The sequence below is a fragment of the Mesorhizobium sp. M0618 genome, from assembly GCF_040320765.1.
Classification (GTDB): domain Bacteria; phylum Pseudomonadota; class Alphaproteobacteria; order Rhizobiales; family Rhizobiaceae; genus Mesorhizobium.
Map to the genome: position 1 here is coordinate 1 of NZ_JAMYQH010000042.1, position 14,992 is coordinate 14,992.

A 14,992-nucleotide genomic window follows, 5' to 3' on the forward strand; every position below is an offset into this window, starting at 1 on the left:
ACTCCACCTTATCATCCCCGTCTCTTCGGATTGGGGGGTTGTCTGTTGTTTTTTATTCCTGTCTTTATTGGTGGTGGTTTGTTCTTCGCGCCGCCCCCGCCCGCCCCGACGGGGCCCCCGGAAAATTCTCCAACAGAAAGCTGGCCGGAACCGCGCGGCGGCTCCGGCCATCGCGCTTACTCGGCGGCGATGTTGAAGGGTTCGCCCCCCTCGGCCAGGGCGCTGCTGTCGGCGAGCGCAGCGTTCGTCGTGTCCGGCTCGGAGAATTCCGGCTCCAGTTCAGCAACGTCCGCCGATCTGGCGTCCGCACCTTCCTCGTCTTGCCGCTCAGCGAACACCGCAGGTTCTGGGGTCCGCAAGACTGCAGGCAGCCATCCAGTCCCGGCGAGCAACTGCTCGGTGGCTTCCGCCATTGGCTGCTTTTTCAGGTCCGACAGCCTCTCTGCCGCCGCTTCGCTGGCAGCATCGCGCACGGCGTCTAGGATATGTGCCTTGGTGATGCGCCCGAGGTACGTCCGGACGGTCGGCGTCCAATGTGCCGTCATATCGAGGTTGACGGCTGTCGCCAGCCTGTCCGCTGTCTCGTGGGCGCGAGGCTTGCACTCCCAAGGCTGCTTTACGGCATTGACGGTAAGCGAGGCGCAATGCGCAAACAACGCCATGACGCTGGCATGGTCGAGTGAGGCGATGAAGCCCCACAGGTCAGCCAAATCGCGAGGCATGTCCGCAGCCCACTCCGCATGTCGATCTGCCAGTGCCTTGCCTGCCGCCGTATCCTCGATGCCGTCCGCGTGACCGGCGAGATAGACGCTGGTTGGGCGGATTTCGAGGCAGTGGGCCTCAGCACCCTGATAGAAGGTCTGCGCGGCAAGCGTATGGGTCACCGCGACAAGGGCGATGTCCGGCTGTTCGCCAAGCGCAAGGCGAAGCCCAAGCGTGCGATGGGCGGTCAAGTCGCGAATGAGAAGGTCCGACAACGGCTTGCCGTCGTCCTCCGCTTCTTCGTCGCTGCCACCATTGCAATCCGTACCGCTGCCATCTTCAATGATCTCGCAATCGTCGTTGACGGCGTAGCCCTCGCCGTCTGGTCGCATTTCCGCTTCCGGTCCCCCCTGCTCATCCTCGGCGCGGATGAAGCCGCGTTCGATGCGCGCCGCTCCGTCATGGGAAAGCACGACGAACACACCGCCACGCGAAACAACATCAGGATCGAAGGCGTGTCGTAGCGCGTCGATGCGCTCGATCTCGGTTTCGAGCCTGCCGAAAAGCTGATCGACATCGTTGGGCAGTTCCTCCGCGCTATTCCATTCTTCCGTGAGCCGGTTGAATTCGTCTGATGCCGTCGCGTAGGCAGCTTTGTCTTCCTCCGACAAATCCACCGGCTGCGGGTAGGTGCGGCGCAAGCCGTTGGCATGAGGATAGTCGATGTGGACATCAGCCCATTTCCAGCCCTCGGCCTGCCTGACAGTTTCAGAGATGTCTTGCAGCTTCTCGATCACCAAGCGGTCGAGCAACACGGCATCCTCGTAGAAGCCGCCACGATCCTCTGTGAACAGATCGCGGAGGATAGCGCCACCGGCTCCCATGTAGGCTTCTGCGCCGATGAAAACGGCTCGCCGGTCGTTCGCTGCAACATGCGTCCGCGTCAGTTCGCGGCGGATGATGTAGGGCTCGCGATTGTACGTGAGGTTTTCGAAAACCTGCTCCTGCCGCGCGTGATCGTCGGTGATCGCAAAGGCCATCAACTGGTCGAGCGTCAGCCCCTCCTCGCGATAGACCTGCATCAGCTTGGGGCTGACCGCGCCAAGCCGCAGGCGCTGCCGCACGACATGCGCGGTTATGCCGAAGCGGGCGGCGATTTCCTCAGCACCCCATCCGCGTTCCTCGTGAAGCTCGCGGAACGCTTCGAACTGATCTGCGGGGTGCATATCCTCGCGGGTGATGTTCTCGTCCAGGCTGATCTCGTGCGCATCGTTCACGGTGTCAACGACACAGCGGATCAGCTCGGTCTTCTTGATCTGCTTACGCTTCACGCGCAGCAATTGCGCCAGCCTGCGGCCTTCGCCGATGCTGACAAAATAGAAGCCGGTTTCTGCTCCCTCACCGTCAAGCTCCGGCTCCACAACTAGGTTTTGCAGGATGCCTTTGGCGGCGATGCTCGCGGCATAGGCTTCGATGATCGCTCCGCTGTGCGGAGTCTTGCGCGCATTGCGGGGCGACTTTTTCAGCTTGTTCAGTGGAATGAAAACCTCTGTGCCGCTCTCGCCGGCACTTGTGGCCTTCGCATCTGTCACGTTGATCGTCATGGTTCTGATCCTTTCCCGTTAAACGCCGAAGGCATGCCCCTCGGCATGCCTTCCGGGGGCGCGTGAGCGCGCGGCAGAGAGGGGGGCGAATGCCGGCGAGCGGAGCTGGGCTGCGCGTCGAGCGGGGCGGATCGGATCAGTTCAGACGATGATGGTCACGTGCGGCCTTGCGAGCGGGCGGCCCCGCTCTGCGCAGGCGGCATTCGCGGGGGAGAGATGGCCAAGACCATCTCTCTCCTATTCTGGACCTCAAGAAAATTGGAAGCAAAGCTGCTAACTCAGCGCTCCAACAACGAAGGAGTGTCGCCGGCATAACGGTCGTTGAATATTCGTCCAACATCTGAAATTCTTACCAAAAGGGTGGGGATCAACATGGGGACCGCAAACAACTTCACGGCGAGTGCGTTGGAATGATCTTTCCCGACGTCGCCCCGTCGCGCACGGAATGCCAACGACAGATAACCGACGCCCTTAAGTCGAACGGTGCGCGTCTCTACGTTGACGCAAGTGTGCTGATCCATTGCTACGAGATGAGCCGTAGCGCATGCGAGGAACTGCTGGTCGCCCTCGATGGCTTCGGTGATCGCGTGCGTGTGCCAGTATGGTCAGCGAAGGAGACATGGGATCATACCCGCGAGCTTCCAAGCAAGCGACCTCTGGCGAAAACGGCAGGGGGGCTCAACAAGCGCCTGCAGGATTTTCGTACGGAAAGCCTCAGATATGTAGACGAACGTACGTTCGGCGACATGAGTCTAGAGCAATACACGACGGCGGTCGACGACGCGGTAGCCAGCGTGGAAGCGCTGGCAAAGCGGGCGGAGCGTATCGAACCTGGCCATGACGACGCAAACGCCAAGCTCCTCCCATTTATTGCGACGCATTCACTGTCGTCGAACATGGTCGAGATCTACGCAGAGGTACATCGAACCGGAGAACTCAGATTCTCTCACGAAGTACCACCGGGCTTTGGCGATGGCGGCACTAAGGCCACTGCGCAAGCCGAAGGCGACGTAGAGGAAACGGCGCCGCTGCCGAAGGGGAAGAAGCGTAACCGGTATGGCGACCTAATCATGTGGCTCGAGACGCTCCAAGACTGCACGGCTAGCGGTAGCCAGCATCTGATAATCCTTACCCGCGACAATTCAAAGAAGGATTGGGTCTACAAGCCGGATCGGGTTATGGGCGACGACGACCGACTTCAGCAGAACGGCGGCCTGATTACCCTCCCTCATCCACTTCTCGCGCAGGAGGCAAAGCAACGCTGCCCGACTCTCCAAGGGGTCCATGTGATCTCGCTTGAAATGTTCACCCAGATCCTGCGTGCAGGTTTCGGTGCCCGCGTAGGAAACCTAGCACGTGCCCTGCAGGCGTCCGATAGGCCGGCAAAGGTGCCAGCGCAGCGACAAGAGCGCCAAGCGGACCAGCCTCCGGTCGAATCGGACGCCGCGCAGGACGTCACCTTTGGCTCGCAGGACATGATGTACGAGCCTGCAGCCGACGAACGCGACAACCCAATATGGCAGCAGATAGCCGGCTTGCGCTCGGAGGGGTGGACCGTACAGAACGCCGCAGCGTCGGCATTGCTCGATCTTATCCCAGCTGCCACGCCCGATGAATTGAAGCAAATCGGCCGTGGTGTGGTCGCGGCCTCCAACGAAGACGCGGTGGGCCCGGTTGAGCTGGTTCAACAAGTGCTGGGAAACTCGGATCTGCCGGCGTCCACCCGGGCCAACCTCCTTGTTGGCATGCTGGCCGAGACGTATTTCGACGAGAACGGCGAAGCAAAGAAGCCTGCCGCGCACCCGGAGATTACTACGGCGCTCTTCGCCTACGCGAGCGACCCGGCGACACGTCGTGCCTACGAAGCCACCGTGGACGAACCGCTCGGACCGATCAGGCGGCTTTACCTGGCGTTGCCGGGTGAACCCGAACGACAGATCAGGCTCGAGCTGCTGTTGACAGGATCCGTGCTTAAAGGCGGCCAAGCAAACGACGTGGATATCCTTGAGGCAGATGCGCCCGAAAGCCGGCGTATTACAATCGGCGGCCGCGCGGGCGAGACTCCGGTCAGCGAGTTGGTCGCGAACATAGCCAAGGAGTTTGTGGTGCCCGCGTCCATGTTCCATGTAGACGGGCCGACCAACTTCCAGATCGAGGTCCCCGAAAGGATGGGGTTCATTGGGTGGGGCCCGACCACCGGAGAGCAGCTGAGATGAGCCCGCGAAACGTCAGTGACCCGATCACCATCAACGAAGTACAGGTGGGTTCTTACTCGCTCGAGACGCTGACAACGGGCATGTACGAAAACCCGTTTCATTGCATCCGCGAGTATGTGCAGAACGCCTACGACGCGATCCGGGCCGCCAGGGCGAGCGGCATCCTCGCACCAGACACGGGTCTGGTTACAGTGTCGATTAGCGGATCGGCCAGCCGGCCGACCCTCTCCGTTAAAGACGACGGTGAGGGTATCCGGTCGGCTGAAGCGATTTCGACGCTTGTATCGGTCGGCGCCAGCAAGAAACGCTCCAATGTCAACGCCGGATTTCGCGGCATCGGACGCCTCGCGGGAATCGCTTACTGCGCAACTCTGCGCTTCACCACCACAGCCAGGGGCGAGGCTACGGCGACTATCGTCGAGTTCGACTGCGGCAGAATGCGTGGATATATGCGCCCGGGTGCCGAAGCCCAGGATGTAAAGGAGGTGATAAAGCTCTGCGTCAGGACGGGCACCACCCCGGCAAACGAGGACGATCATTCCACCGAGGTCGAGATGGTTGGCCTGACGGGGATCGGCCTTGAGTTCGTGGAGATTGAACGCCTCGTTCCATATCTTCGCCAAGTGTGCCCTGCTGATTATTCGGACCGTTTCGGTCAAGCCCCGAGAATCCGCACCTTTGCCGACAGCCTCGGCCATCCGATTGGTGCTGTTGAGGTTGAGACGAAGTACAAGCGCGAACGCACTCAGATTCTCAAGGCCTATGACGACGTGTCGCCGACGAGCGACCCAAAGAAGCCATCCGCTATTGCTGACATCGAGTTGATCACATCGGCAGAACTCGGCTGGCACGGCTGGATTGGCAAGTCGAACTTCAAAGGTGAGATCACGGACGACATGGTCGCGGGGGTCCGGTTCCGCATCAAGAATATCCAGGTCGGCGGGTCTGAGATCATCGAGGATCTTGGTGCTGAACTGACGACCGGAGGCACTGAGGGGCGATTGCAGCGCTGGGCGGTTGGCGAGATCTTCATCACAAATCCATCCGTGGTGCCCAACGCACGACGCGACGGTTTCGAAGATGGGGCGGCTTGGCGCGACATCCGCAAGGACGTGAAGGCACGGGTAGCCCGCCGCGTAGTCACGCTGGTGAGAGCTGCCTCGACGAGCCGCAAAACGCTGAAGTCGATCGCCTCGGAGATCTCAACCGTCGCGCTTTCGCTCAATCGCGACTCTATCGACGACGCCACATCCGATAAGATGGCCGCGACCATCGATCGTTTGCTTAGCCGGCTTCGTCCAGACAAGCTTTCAGGGGGCGATCCGAACGAGATCGGAGAGCAGACCTCCAAACTAAAATCATTGAAGGACAAGCTTGTCGAACTCAAGTCGCGTCCCCCGAAAACCGACAAGACCCAGGGCGCCGACGTTGCTAAGCCGGACGACGAAGTCGCCGGTGGGGATAGCTCTGACAATGGTCGCGGCGACCAGGACGGCGGTGGTGGCGAGGACGATCATGGCAACGACTGGTCGGCCGAGGAGATACTTGAGGCACTGAGGCGAGTGATGGTGCAGGAGTTGGGGCAAGCCGAAGCGGACCGCCTCTTCGGGATCGCGCACGAGCTGTTGGAGAATGGAGATTGAGCGGGACTGCGCCAAGCCCACTGGGACGAAATTAGTTGTGCACTCGCTGCGCGTCAGTGTCGCACTAGAGAGCAACAGAGTGTTTGCGTGCGTCGCAGTCATGATCAATCTGAACCGCGATTGGTTCCGACCTCCGTCGACGCGACTGATATCGCAATAAATTATATGCTAGGGCGATCGTGGGGGATTGTTGAGGATGGCGGCTTCACTGGGTGTTCTGGTTTCCGACGAAGATCTGCGGGTCTCCTCCGTTACGCGCGCGAAGAAGGTAGACGAGAAGACTGTATCGGCCGGTTCGGCCGCGGCGCTCGACATGAAGCTTGCCGCAGAGGAGGCGGACGGCTGGGCGCTCGCCAAACGCAATAAGCGGTCATTGCGCCTCGAACGTGCCAAGCCCATAGATCGTCAGCTTGAGGACGATATCTGGACGCTTTTTTACCGGATGGGGTTCAAGGCGCTAAACCCCGATCGCAACTTCTGCATCGTCGCGAAGGATGGCTCAAGGCGGCAACTCGATGTTTTCGCCAAGGACGACGAGACTGTCTTTGTCGTCGAATGCACACATTCACAAGACACCGCAACAAAATCGGTGAAGCAACTCCTCGACAAGATCGGTGCGATCCGGGAGGACGTTGTGACGGCAGTCCACTCGACGTTCGGCAGGGATCCCAAGCTAAAGGTCAAGATTGCGATCGCAACACGCAATGTCGATATCCGCACTGCCGATCGCGAACGTGCTGCTGAGCAGGCGTGCCGATCATCACAGAGGCCGACGTCGGATATTTCTACAAACTAACCAGCATTCTAAAATCGGCGGCGCGATATCAATTCCTTGGTCGTTACCTCAAAGGTGAAAAAGTCGAAGGTCTGCGCGCCCGTGTTCCGGCGACGCGGGGAAGGATCGGCGATACCACCTTTTACAGTTTCCTGATGTCACCGCATGATCTGCTACGGATAGCTTACATTAGTCATATGGGCACGACCTCGAATGAGGACTTAGAGACGTACCAACGCATGGTGAAGCCGGCGCGACTCCGGTCCATTGGCGCCTATCTCGATAAAGGCGGTACATTCCCGACGAACATCGTCGTAAACATCAAGCTCGATGGACTGAACTTCAACATCCAAGAAACATTCGGAGATACCGCAACCGGCACGCTAGATCTTCCCGGGCAGTACGGGTCTGCGTGGGTCATTGATGGACAACACCGACTCTATGGCTTCGCCTATGCCGGCCGCGATGCCGACGAGGATCGCTCAGTTGTCTCCGTCCTAGCCTACCAGAATCTGCCAGTCCGCCAAGAAATTGAAATGTTCGTGGACATCAACACTCAGCAGGTCAAAGTTCAGCGCAATCTGGTGAATGAGATCATCTCGTCGCTCAATATTGACGACGAGGACCCCCGGAAGCGGCTTGACGCGATGTGCGCTCGGATTGTGCTCAGGCTGGATGAAGAAAAGCGCTCGCCCGTCTTTGGTCGCATCCTGACCGTCGGTCAGCAGAAGGACAATTTCCAGTGCTTGACCCTTACCTCACTCGCAGACGGAATAGAGGGAAACAACCTTCTGGGAACGGTTCACAAATCTGCTGGCAAGAAGGGCAATTTGAGACTGATCCCGGGTCCACTCGGTTCATTGTCAGACGACTCCGCCACAATGATGAAAAAGGCATCGGATTCGCTTTCGGGCTACTTCACCCTTTTCGCGCACGGCGTGCCTGAACATTGGGCGTTCGGCGACGCCAAAGGCGGCTACCTGTGCACCAATCTCGGTTTGAGGGCGCTTCTCGTTCTGCTTCGCAAGCTCATTTTGTTCATCGAGCGCGACGGCACTCGAGTGGTGTCACTTGAAGCGGAGGATATTGTCGAGCTCATCAGACCCTTGGCGCAACATGTGGTCGACTACTTCCATGACGCCTCGCCGGCAGACGTTGCGCGCTTCCGCAATCGAGGCAGTTCACTGGCGAGTGTCGATCAAAACGCGCTCCAGATGATGGCCATAGTCCGAACTGCCGATCCTTCATTCGATCTTCCCGAGGTCAAGCGTTACATTGACAGCCAGGATGCTGAGGGAACACGGCAGGCACGCGTCATGATCGACGAGATCAATCAAATTCTCTTCGACGACGTACTAACCACACTGAAGGCGAAGTTTGGCGAGGAAAGAGATGCCTGGTGGCTATCTGGTGTGCCTAAGGCGATCAGGATCGAGGCAGATAAAAACTATAACAATGACAATGGAGAGCACGAACGTTGGCGCTATCTGTTTCTGATCGATTACCTCGGCATCGTACTCCACGAGAATAACTGGGAGTTGTTCAAAGATCGCTACAATTTCTACGGCAAAGGCGCCAAGGCCACGCTTGTCCGTTGGATCGGCAAGGTCAACAAGTCCCGCACTGTCACACACCACGCAGAGAAGGGCCCGCTATCGCGGGAGAGGGTTGAGTACGTGCGACGTGTTCATGAGCTTGTAAAACGGCACATACTGGAGGGCGAGCCTGTAGACGGTCGCAAACAACTCCTGTTCGATGAAGCCGCCGGCGAAGGTGCCATATAGCTACGCTCGTGCCCGAATATGGTCGGCGATGAAACAGAAAATGCGCTTTAACTGATCTTCGAAATGATGCGGTCGACGAGAGCTTTAGCAGCTGACCTATTTGTCGAGCATTCAAATACCAGTTCGAACAGGTGTTCGTACATAGCGCGCTTTTCCTCAGTAAGGCGGCCAAGCGGGGTCTGAGGCAGTGCCTTGCCTTTGAGCGATCGCCTGAGATCCAAGCGGAGTGTCTGAACATTGTTCTTCAAATCTTCAGCCATTTCCGACTTGATCAGGGGCATTGCCACGATCTTCTCCATCTGAAGAAGGGAGCGCTCGGCATCCAGTGCAATGCTCTCGCGCTTGGTATGGCCAACACTCTTCTGACCAATAATCTCAATCCGTTCGGTGACACCTATACGGTGCTGTTCGAAATCGCGAAGGAGCTTGCGCTTGACCGAGCCGGTCCGACACCGTCGGGCGATATCGCGCGCTGTAGGGGCAATATGGTTCAGCAGGTTCTGGAAGTGGGCGTTTTGTTCGAAATGGTCGCGTCTTCCATTGGGCAAAATCCTGTTGTCGACGACGTGGATCTCACCGACACTCCAGGAATTGAATCGCGACTCGGGAAACAGCTCCTCAAGGATCACATTGTCGCCAACTTGCATGTTGCCGCAGCGAAGTCGCAGTCCCTTTACTTGGGCCGCCTGCGGAATAGCGCCTTCGTAATCGTGATGTAACACCCAACCAATGCCCGCGATGCCGCCATCGATGCCAGGGAATTCCACGAACTCGATATCACTGAAGGTAGCCTCGTTCTTCTCGTCAATGGCGAAGGTATCTCGGTGCGGACGATAGACGGGCGCATCAAGACTGGACACGCAGAGATGGAGGTGCCCGACAGCGACTACCCCATCCAAGGCCTTAGCGATTGTGGATCCGAAGCGAAATTCCGGCGCGAAAGGGACCGGGGCGACCTGCCCCAGATAGTCCGAGATCGCCGCAGGATCCATAAGTCGGTCCGCGCGCAATCGAACCAAACCACGAAGCTCGACTTCAAAAAATCTCTCGGGCCGATCTGACGCGCCGAGTCTGCCCGCCGTTACTACCTTCGTCAAAAGTCCAGTCAGGTCGTCGCCTTCCACTGAGCGCAGCAAGGTCCGCAATTTCCTGCAATCCCAACGCATCTCCGAAACATGTGTCTCTCCGGGGGTTCTCGACCTGAAAATAACCTCCTGCGCGTACCCAAGTCCCCCCAGGCGTCCGACTCCTCTGAAGCCACGCGCTCCCAACCCGCGCTTAGCGCTGGCACCCAACGCGCTCATACGACGTACGAAGTCCGGCCAGGCGATGCCCGTGCCGTTGTCGCGAATCCGTACGCTGCGCGTCGATGGGTCGAGGTTAACCTCAACTCGTCCAGACTCATCTGCGGCCAGCTGTCCGAGCCCGCGCGCATCATCGACCGCATCGGCCGCGTTTTGGACGTACTCGCGATAGACTGACATTGGGTCGACATACATGGCGCTCGACAGGAGCTCCAGGACATCCTTACCGACGACAATGTCCCCTGCGTCCAGTTCTCGCAGATCAGATGCTGTCGAGCGGGCGGCGCGGGCAGCAGCAACTTCACGCACCTTCCCCTGATATGTCATGCAGGCAATCTTTCTTCCATTTGGATATCTGGGATCGACGTTTGCGCGAACTCGTCGTGCTCCAGGCCGGCGTCTTCGACGCGCTCGTCTTCGGCGATGTGGATTGCCGCGTTCGCAGGGCGCATGCCTTTGCGCTGTTCAGCCCAGATCGCTGCCAACTCCTGTTTCGGAGCAGGGATGTAATATCTGAGAAGACGGGCGAGCCGCGCGGTGGTCGCACGATCGGGAAGGGTGGCAAAGTACCTCGGGTCACACGACGATAGCAGGTCGAGCAACTCGCGCCGCTCATAGCCGTCGAGTGCCGCAGCCTCGGCGCGATATTCATGCAGCCGGCCGCTAGCATCCGTGTATTCGTACCAGTCGCGGTTGAAAATGAAGTCGTGTGGCATCGCCAGAATGTTTTGGAAATCGGCGAATGTGTCGCCGAAGGCGCGCTTGAAGAACGATGGCTCTCCACTGACCACACCGTGCGTGGCCTGCAGTACAATCTGCATCGACCGTAACTGGTAGCGGCTCCACTTTGCCCCGACGTGACCGCGGTCCGGACGATCTGTCGGCTGGTAGCGCATCGGGAACGACCAAATGCGGACGCCCAGCTCCTCGTTCAGCGACACGTTTAACCGCATGCGCTCGAAAAGGTCGGCAGGATCGTCGTGGAAATTATAGAGCATGTAGTTGGACAGTTCGGTCAATCCGAACTCAGCTGAATAGCGAACGGCCTGTTCATACGGCTTTTTGACACCGAGATGGTCGAACGCAATACGAAGCGGCTTCAGACAGATCGAAGCCAATTCACGCAAATACATTGGATCCTTGCAAAGGATCCGGGCGTCGACACCCTGGTTGAAGTCGACCCGACGTTGGACGGGGACCCTCATTCCGTCGCGAAGCAACTTAGCGCCGGGAACAAATCCGAGATCTCGAATCTCGGCGATGATTTCCTTGAATCGCGGCGACGCCACTACATTGTTGTCCATCAACATCAAGTCCTTCTTCGGACCATAGAGCTCGTCGATGGCTCGCACCAATCCCGTCAGGGACTCAGTGTCACGCTGCGCCCCTTCCAGCTTAGGGACACCACAGAAGTGGCATTTGCGGATGCACCCTCGTGAGCAATACGCGAAGTAGGCATCACGAACGGGATATTTGTAGTCGATTTGATCGAGTATCGAATAATCCGGAACGAGATCCTCGATCGGCTTGCCATCAACGTCGTCGCTGTAGAGCTCCTCGGAAAAATCATCCAACTGCAGTGAAACAGCCGGAGTGGCAGAAAGAAGCCCCTTGATGAAGCGTACCCCGTGCCAGCGTCGTTCTTCGATAAACCGTTCATGCATCAGTGACGCCGCAATTCCACCGACAAAGACCTTGTCTGATTGGCCATTGGCGACCTCGATTGCAAAGTCCACCGTCTCTGCAATCTTTAGGTATTCGAAGCTGAAAAGGGTCGTGACGTAGATGCGGTCCCACGCCTGCGACATGACCGACCGATCAACGCCTTTTATGAAGCGGACATTGTCGCGCTTTCCGCGGCTGCCGTGATACTGCGCGATTTTCATGAGCCCGAGGGGCGGGTACTTATTTTTGTACCCCGGCTCAATCAGAAGGATGTTCCGGTTAGCCATTTGAAACAACCTTCAGCCGAGCATCACGGCGCACCTGGCGGAGCATTGCCACCGCCGCTTTGACCCCGCTCTCCCCGCCAAGTCCCTTCAACGGCCCGTCGTTCGACCAATCGAAGTCAGTGGCGAAATCCATCAGCGCTGCTGCAAAGTATCGCTTATCGACCACGGCCCCAGGTCGAGCACCTGTGACAATCTCCGCCGCGATCTCCATCAGCGCATAAACGCCGATACCCTTAGTGAGCAGATGCTTGCGCGGTTTGGACCAGGCGTCATTAAGCACCAAGACCACAGCGGACCAGAAATCGAGCACGAGCTGTGCGGCGACATCGACCGAAGCTCCGCGAAGGACCCCGCTCTTGCTCAAGAAGAGCTTGATCGCCTTTTGGAAGGTGCGCAACGAGGCGCGACGGTCCAGTCCCGAGGTAGAAGCACCGCCCAGATCCAATTGCTGGTACCAAGGCGAACCCGGATCGTTCTTCAGAAAAATTGCAATGTAGAGTTCCGGCCTATCAGTTGCGAGGTCGGACGCGAGACGTGCATCATGAAAGTCGAGCAGGCTCGCGCTCAGACCCTTCGCCTTGCTGTTGATGACATTGAAGATTTCCATCTCTTCGCGCTCTGACAGGCCGATGAATGACATGAACGGCAGCGAAAGCTCTAATCCGGATAGGTGTCCCAGCCGGTGTTGGCAATCTACCTGCGCGAAGATCTTTCCCATCTCGGTCGAGAAGCATAGCTCGGCGCCCGACTGCCCCAACGGAACGATCGACCAGGCGGCATCATCCCTCGGGCGCAGATTGAACGTCAGTGGGATGGTCGTGCTGCTTTCGCGCTGGATGTAGCGGCGGAAATCGAGACTGTGATGCTCGTTCAGCCGGCGCTGGTACCCTCGCCCGCCGTCCTCGTCCAAGATATCGGCAAAGCTGACGGAATGTAGGAGATGCGCCGGCGCGAAGCCCAGAAGGACTGGCCGGCCGGCCGACTGTCCCACCAAGCATCTGATCGTTGTCTGTCCCATATGCCCCTCAAACTGCATTCCATAGGTGCAGTTTTTGATGATGGGAAGTTCATATGAAAATCCGACTAAAATGTCGATCCACCCAAGAAAATATATTGAGCCTAGATCCCGTGGTACCGAGAGGCACATGCGAGACCTTTAAGTGGCCGGAAAACATTGAAATCCGCCAAAACGCCGGGCAAAAATTTGCATTCCATTGATGCAGGTTCGCGGGTGTTTGGTCGTTGACGCACCTGCCCTTCGCGTAGCGAGAATGAGATGCTATGCCAGATTAATCTCTGCAGCCCTTTCTCGATGGCTACAGGCATCTAGCGGCACCACCTGGAGGACGACTTACTGTGAGCAGCTTCTTCGACGAACGCCTAATAGTGAATGCGGACGACCTCCGCGGTCCGAGAGTGTATTCTACGGATTTGGCACCTTCCCTATACGACCCTAACGATGAGGAAAATTGCCTTCTTGTCGCGTCTCGTGCGCTGAAGATAAAGATGATCACCAAGGGACTTGTTACACTGAATTGCGCGCAGCTGGTTTCGCCTTTCGGAGTGCTGCTTCTTGAGAAATTTCCCGATATGATTGCCGGCAATGCCATTTTGCCCGCATTTCGGACTGACAAAACCAATCTCGCGGACTACGTGGAAGATCCCAAGATATTTGAGAAAGCAGGTATAACTGAGAAGCGTCTCAGCGATCACATAGTTTCTTTATCGGCAACGGTACGGCAGGTCATGCCGTGGGAGCTTGCCGACGTTGGCGTCCGTTTCCGAGACATGATCGTCGTTGGCCTTCATGAGGATCAATCTAGGATTTCTCTTCAACTGGATCACGAATTCGGTTTTTCGCGCGACAACAGGCACAAACTCGCCTCCGAGATTGCGAGTTTAGACTTCGGCACCAGCACCACGATTCGCGACTATGTAGCGAAGCTGCCGGAAGGTCCGAGGACGCCCATAGGTCGATTTGTGACTGCCTGCTACCACATGGTTGGCACTAGCGTTGTCCGCTGTGAGACAGGAACTGATCTTAGCCCGCTCTCGAATTTTAAGATGGAAGATGTGCTTCTTTCGGGGCAAGAGAACGCCGGCCTAACTGATGAGGCAATTTTTCTGGAGCTCTTCCTCGCCACTGCCCTAGACAAGATCCAAGCGCTAGCCATGCCCTCCCAAATTGTCGATTCTCTATCCTTCGAACATGTCCACCTTTTGAGCGGCGCGCTTAGGAAAGCGGGTTTTCAAGAGAAGTATGACCAAGTGATCCAAACCTGCCTTGAGGCGATGTCAAAACCCGACAAGCGAGAGGCTTTGGAAGCAATCGAACCTGAGGATATTGCCTCTGCTGTAGCGGAACTGGCCGGCACATTTGAGAAGGAAGTTGCAGCCGAGATTCCGAGGTACTGGACGAGGGCTGCGGCCGAAGCCAAAAGTGAAGCATATCAGGCTGGTACCGATCTGGCAGGAGACGCTGCGGGTGCGGTCCCAGTTCTAGGGAACGTCGTGTCAGTAGTCGGTGCGATGCGCAATGCCTCCAACCTCGCTTTGGCAGCCGTAGACCTCTACGCAGCCAGGGATGCTCTGAACCAAGCGCATGAGCGACGAAATGACCGAATCCGCGCCGCCATCGACAAGCTAGATTTCACGGGTAAAGCTAAACTGCTAGACGCGGCCGCCCTGCTAGCCGACGTACATGTGGCTGCGATCAGCAGGGTCTAGCGTCGGCCGGGGGACGACTTGCCAATGACGTAAGCGGGCAGATGCTCTTCTATGCCCAGCTTTCGTGCGGCCCACGGCACAAACTCGCTGTAGTAGGCTGCGACTTTTCCTGACTCGATGTCGGCATCCACCAGTTGGTCCACTTTTGAGAAACCACATTCAGCCTCGAACTGTTGCCGCATGGCTGTGGATCGCCAAGCACGGTCCAACGCAATTCTCCAATCCCGCTTGGCGGTCCGTTTCGTGGTGATCATATGATCGCTTTGGGGTTGCATTGATCGCACC

10 protein-coding genes are annotated in these 14,992 nt (G+C 57.8%); 5 read left to right on the top strand and 5 right to left on the bottom strand.

Annotated elements, in window-relative coordinates:
* Positions 1-176: 176 nt before the first annotated feature.
* The gene (locus tag NKJ04_RS30410) at positions 177-2,306 is read right to left on the bottom strand and encodes a ParB/RepB/Spo0J family partition protein (RefSeq protein WP_352679295.1); all 2,130 of its coding nucleotides are present in this window, start codon (positions 2,304-2,306) and stop codon (positions 177-179) included.
* Between the two features lie 410 nt (positions 2,307-2,716).
* Between NKJ04_RS30410 and NKJ04_RS30415 the strand changes: the two genes are divergently transcribed.
* The 4 genes from NKJ04_RS30415 (at position 2,717) to NKJ04_RS30430 (ending at position 8,724) form a co-directional block, all read left to right on the top strand.
* On the top strand, positions 2,717-4,522 hold the full coding sequence (locus NKJ04_RS30415) for a PIN-like domain-containing protein (protein ID WP_352679297.1): 1,806 nt from the start codon (positions 2,717-2,719) through the stop codon (positions 4,520-4,522).
* Positions 4,519-6,165: an ATP-binding protein gene (locus NKJ04_RS30420; RefSeq protein ID WP_352679299.1), complete on the top strand. Its 1,647-nt coding sequence runs from the start codon at positions 4,519-4,521 to the stop codon at positions 6,163-6,165. The genes NKJ04_RS30415 and NKJ04_RS30420 overlap by 4 nt, the downstream gene beginning before the upstream one ends.
* Before the next feature lie 196 nt (positions 6,166-6,361).
* Positions 6,362-6,961: a hypothetical protein gene (locus NKJ04_RS30425; protein ID WP_352679301.1), complete on the top strand. Its 600-nt coding sequence runs from the start codon at positions 6,362-6,364 to the stop codon at positions 6,959-6,961.
* Complete coding sequence (locus NKJ04_RS30430; RefSeq protein ID WP_352679303.1) at positions 6,916-8,724, top strand: DGQHR domain-containing protein; 1,809 nt, start codon at positions 6,916-6,918, stop codon at positions 8,722-8,724. The genes NKJ04_RS30425 and NKJ04_RS30430 overlap by 46 nt, the downstream gene beginning before the upstream one ends.
* Before the next feature lie 47 nt (positions 8,725-8,771).
* Here NKJ04_RS30430 and NKJ04_RS30435 read toward each other — a convergent pair whose 3' ends face one another.
* Genes NKJ04_RS30435 through NKJ04_RS30445 form a run of 3 tightly spaced genes read right to left on the bottom strand, consistent with a single transcriptional unit; the run spans position 8,772 to position 12,971 of the window.
* Positions 8,772-10,355 carry an ATP-binding protein gene (locus tag NKJ04_RS30435; protein WP_352679305.1) on the bottom strand — a complete coding sequence of 528 codons (1,584 nt, stop codon included), beginning with the start codon at positions 10,353-10,355 and terminating at the stop codon, positions 8,772-8,774.
* Complete coding sequence (locus NKJ04_RS30440; RefSeq protein WP_352679307.1) at positions 10,352-11,980, bottom strand: radical SAM protein; 1,629 nt, start codon at positions 11,978-11,980, stop codon at positions 10,352-10,354. The genes NKJ04_RS30435 and NKJ04_RS30440 overlap by 4 nt, the downstream gene beginning before the upstream one ends.
* The gene (locus tag NKJ04_RS30445; RefSeq protein WP_352679373.1) at positions 11,973-12,971 is read right to left on the bottom strand and encodes a DGQHR domain-containing protein; all 999 of its coding nucleotides are present in this window, start codon (positions 12,969-12,971) and stop codon (positions 11,973-11,975) included. The genes NKJ04_RS30440 and NKJ04_RS30445 overlap by 8 nt, the downstream gene beginning before the upstream one ends.
* 515 nt (positions 12,972-13,486) lie before the next feature.
* Between NKJ04_RS30445 and NKJ04_RS30450 the strand changes: the two genes are divergently transcribed.
* The gene (locus tag NKJ04_RS30450; RefSeq protein ID WP_352679309.1) at positions 13,487-14,707 is read left to right on the top strand and encodes a hypothetical protein; all 1,221 of its coding nucleotides are present in this window, start codon (positions 13,487-13,489) and stop codon (positions 14,705-14,707) included.
* Here the strand turns inward: NKJ04_RS30450 and NKJ04_RS30455 are convergent.
* The gene (locus NKJ04_RS30455; protein WP_352679311.1) at positions 14,704-14,961 is read right to left on the bottom strand and encodes a hypothetical protein; all 258 of its coding nucleotides are present in this window, start codon (positions 14,959-14,961) and stop codon (positions 14,704-14,706) included. The genes NKJ04_RS30450 and NKJ04_RS30455 overlap by 4 nt on opposite strands.
* Between the last annotated feature and the right edge of the window lie 31 nt (positions 14,962-14,992).

Bases quoted from the DNA above. Each gene is read 5' to 3' on its own strand.
- NKJ04_RS30410 (WP_352679295.1), bottom strand. From the start codon at position 2,306: ATGACGATCAACGTGACAGATGCGAAGGCCACAAGTGCCGGCGAGAGC.
- NKJ04_RS30420 (WP_352679299.1), top strand. From the start codon at position 4,519: ATGAGCCCGCGAAACGTCAGTGACCCGATCACCATCAACGAAGTACAG.
- NKJ04_RS30455 (WP_352679311.1), bottom strand. From the start codon at position 14,961: ATGATCACCACGAAACGGACCGCCAAGCGGGATTGGAGAATTGCGTTG.
- NKJ04_RS30440 (WP_352679307.1), bottom strand. From the start codon at position 11,980: ATGGCTAACCGGAACATCCTTCTGATTGAGCCGGGGTACAAAAATAAG.
- NKJ04_RS30425 (WP_352679301.1), top strand. From the start codon at position 6,362: ATGGCGGCTTCACTGGGTGTTCTGGTTTCCGACGAAGATCTGCGGGTC.
- NKJ04_RS30450 (WP_352679309.1), top strand. From the start codon at position 13,487: ATGATCACCAAGGGACTTGTTACACTGAATTGCGCGCAGCTGGTTTCG.
- NKJ04_RS30415 (WP_352679297.1), top strand. From the start codon at position 2,717: ATGATCTTTCCCGACGTCGCCCCGTCGCGCACGGAATGCCAACGACAG.
- NKJ04_RS30435 (WP_352679305.1), bottom strand. From the start codon at position 10,355: ATGACATATCAGGGGAAGGTGCGTGAAGTTGCTGCTGCCCGCGCCGCC.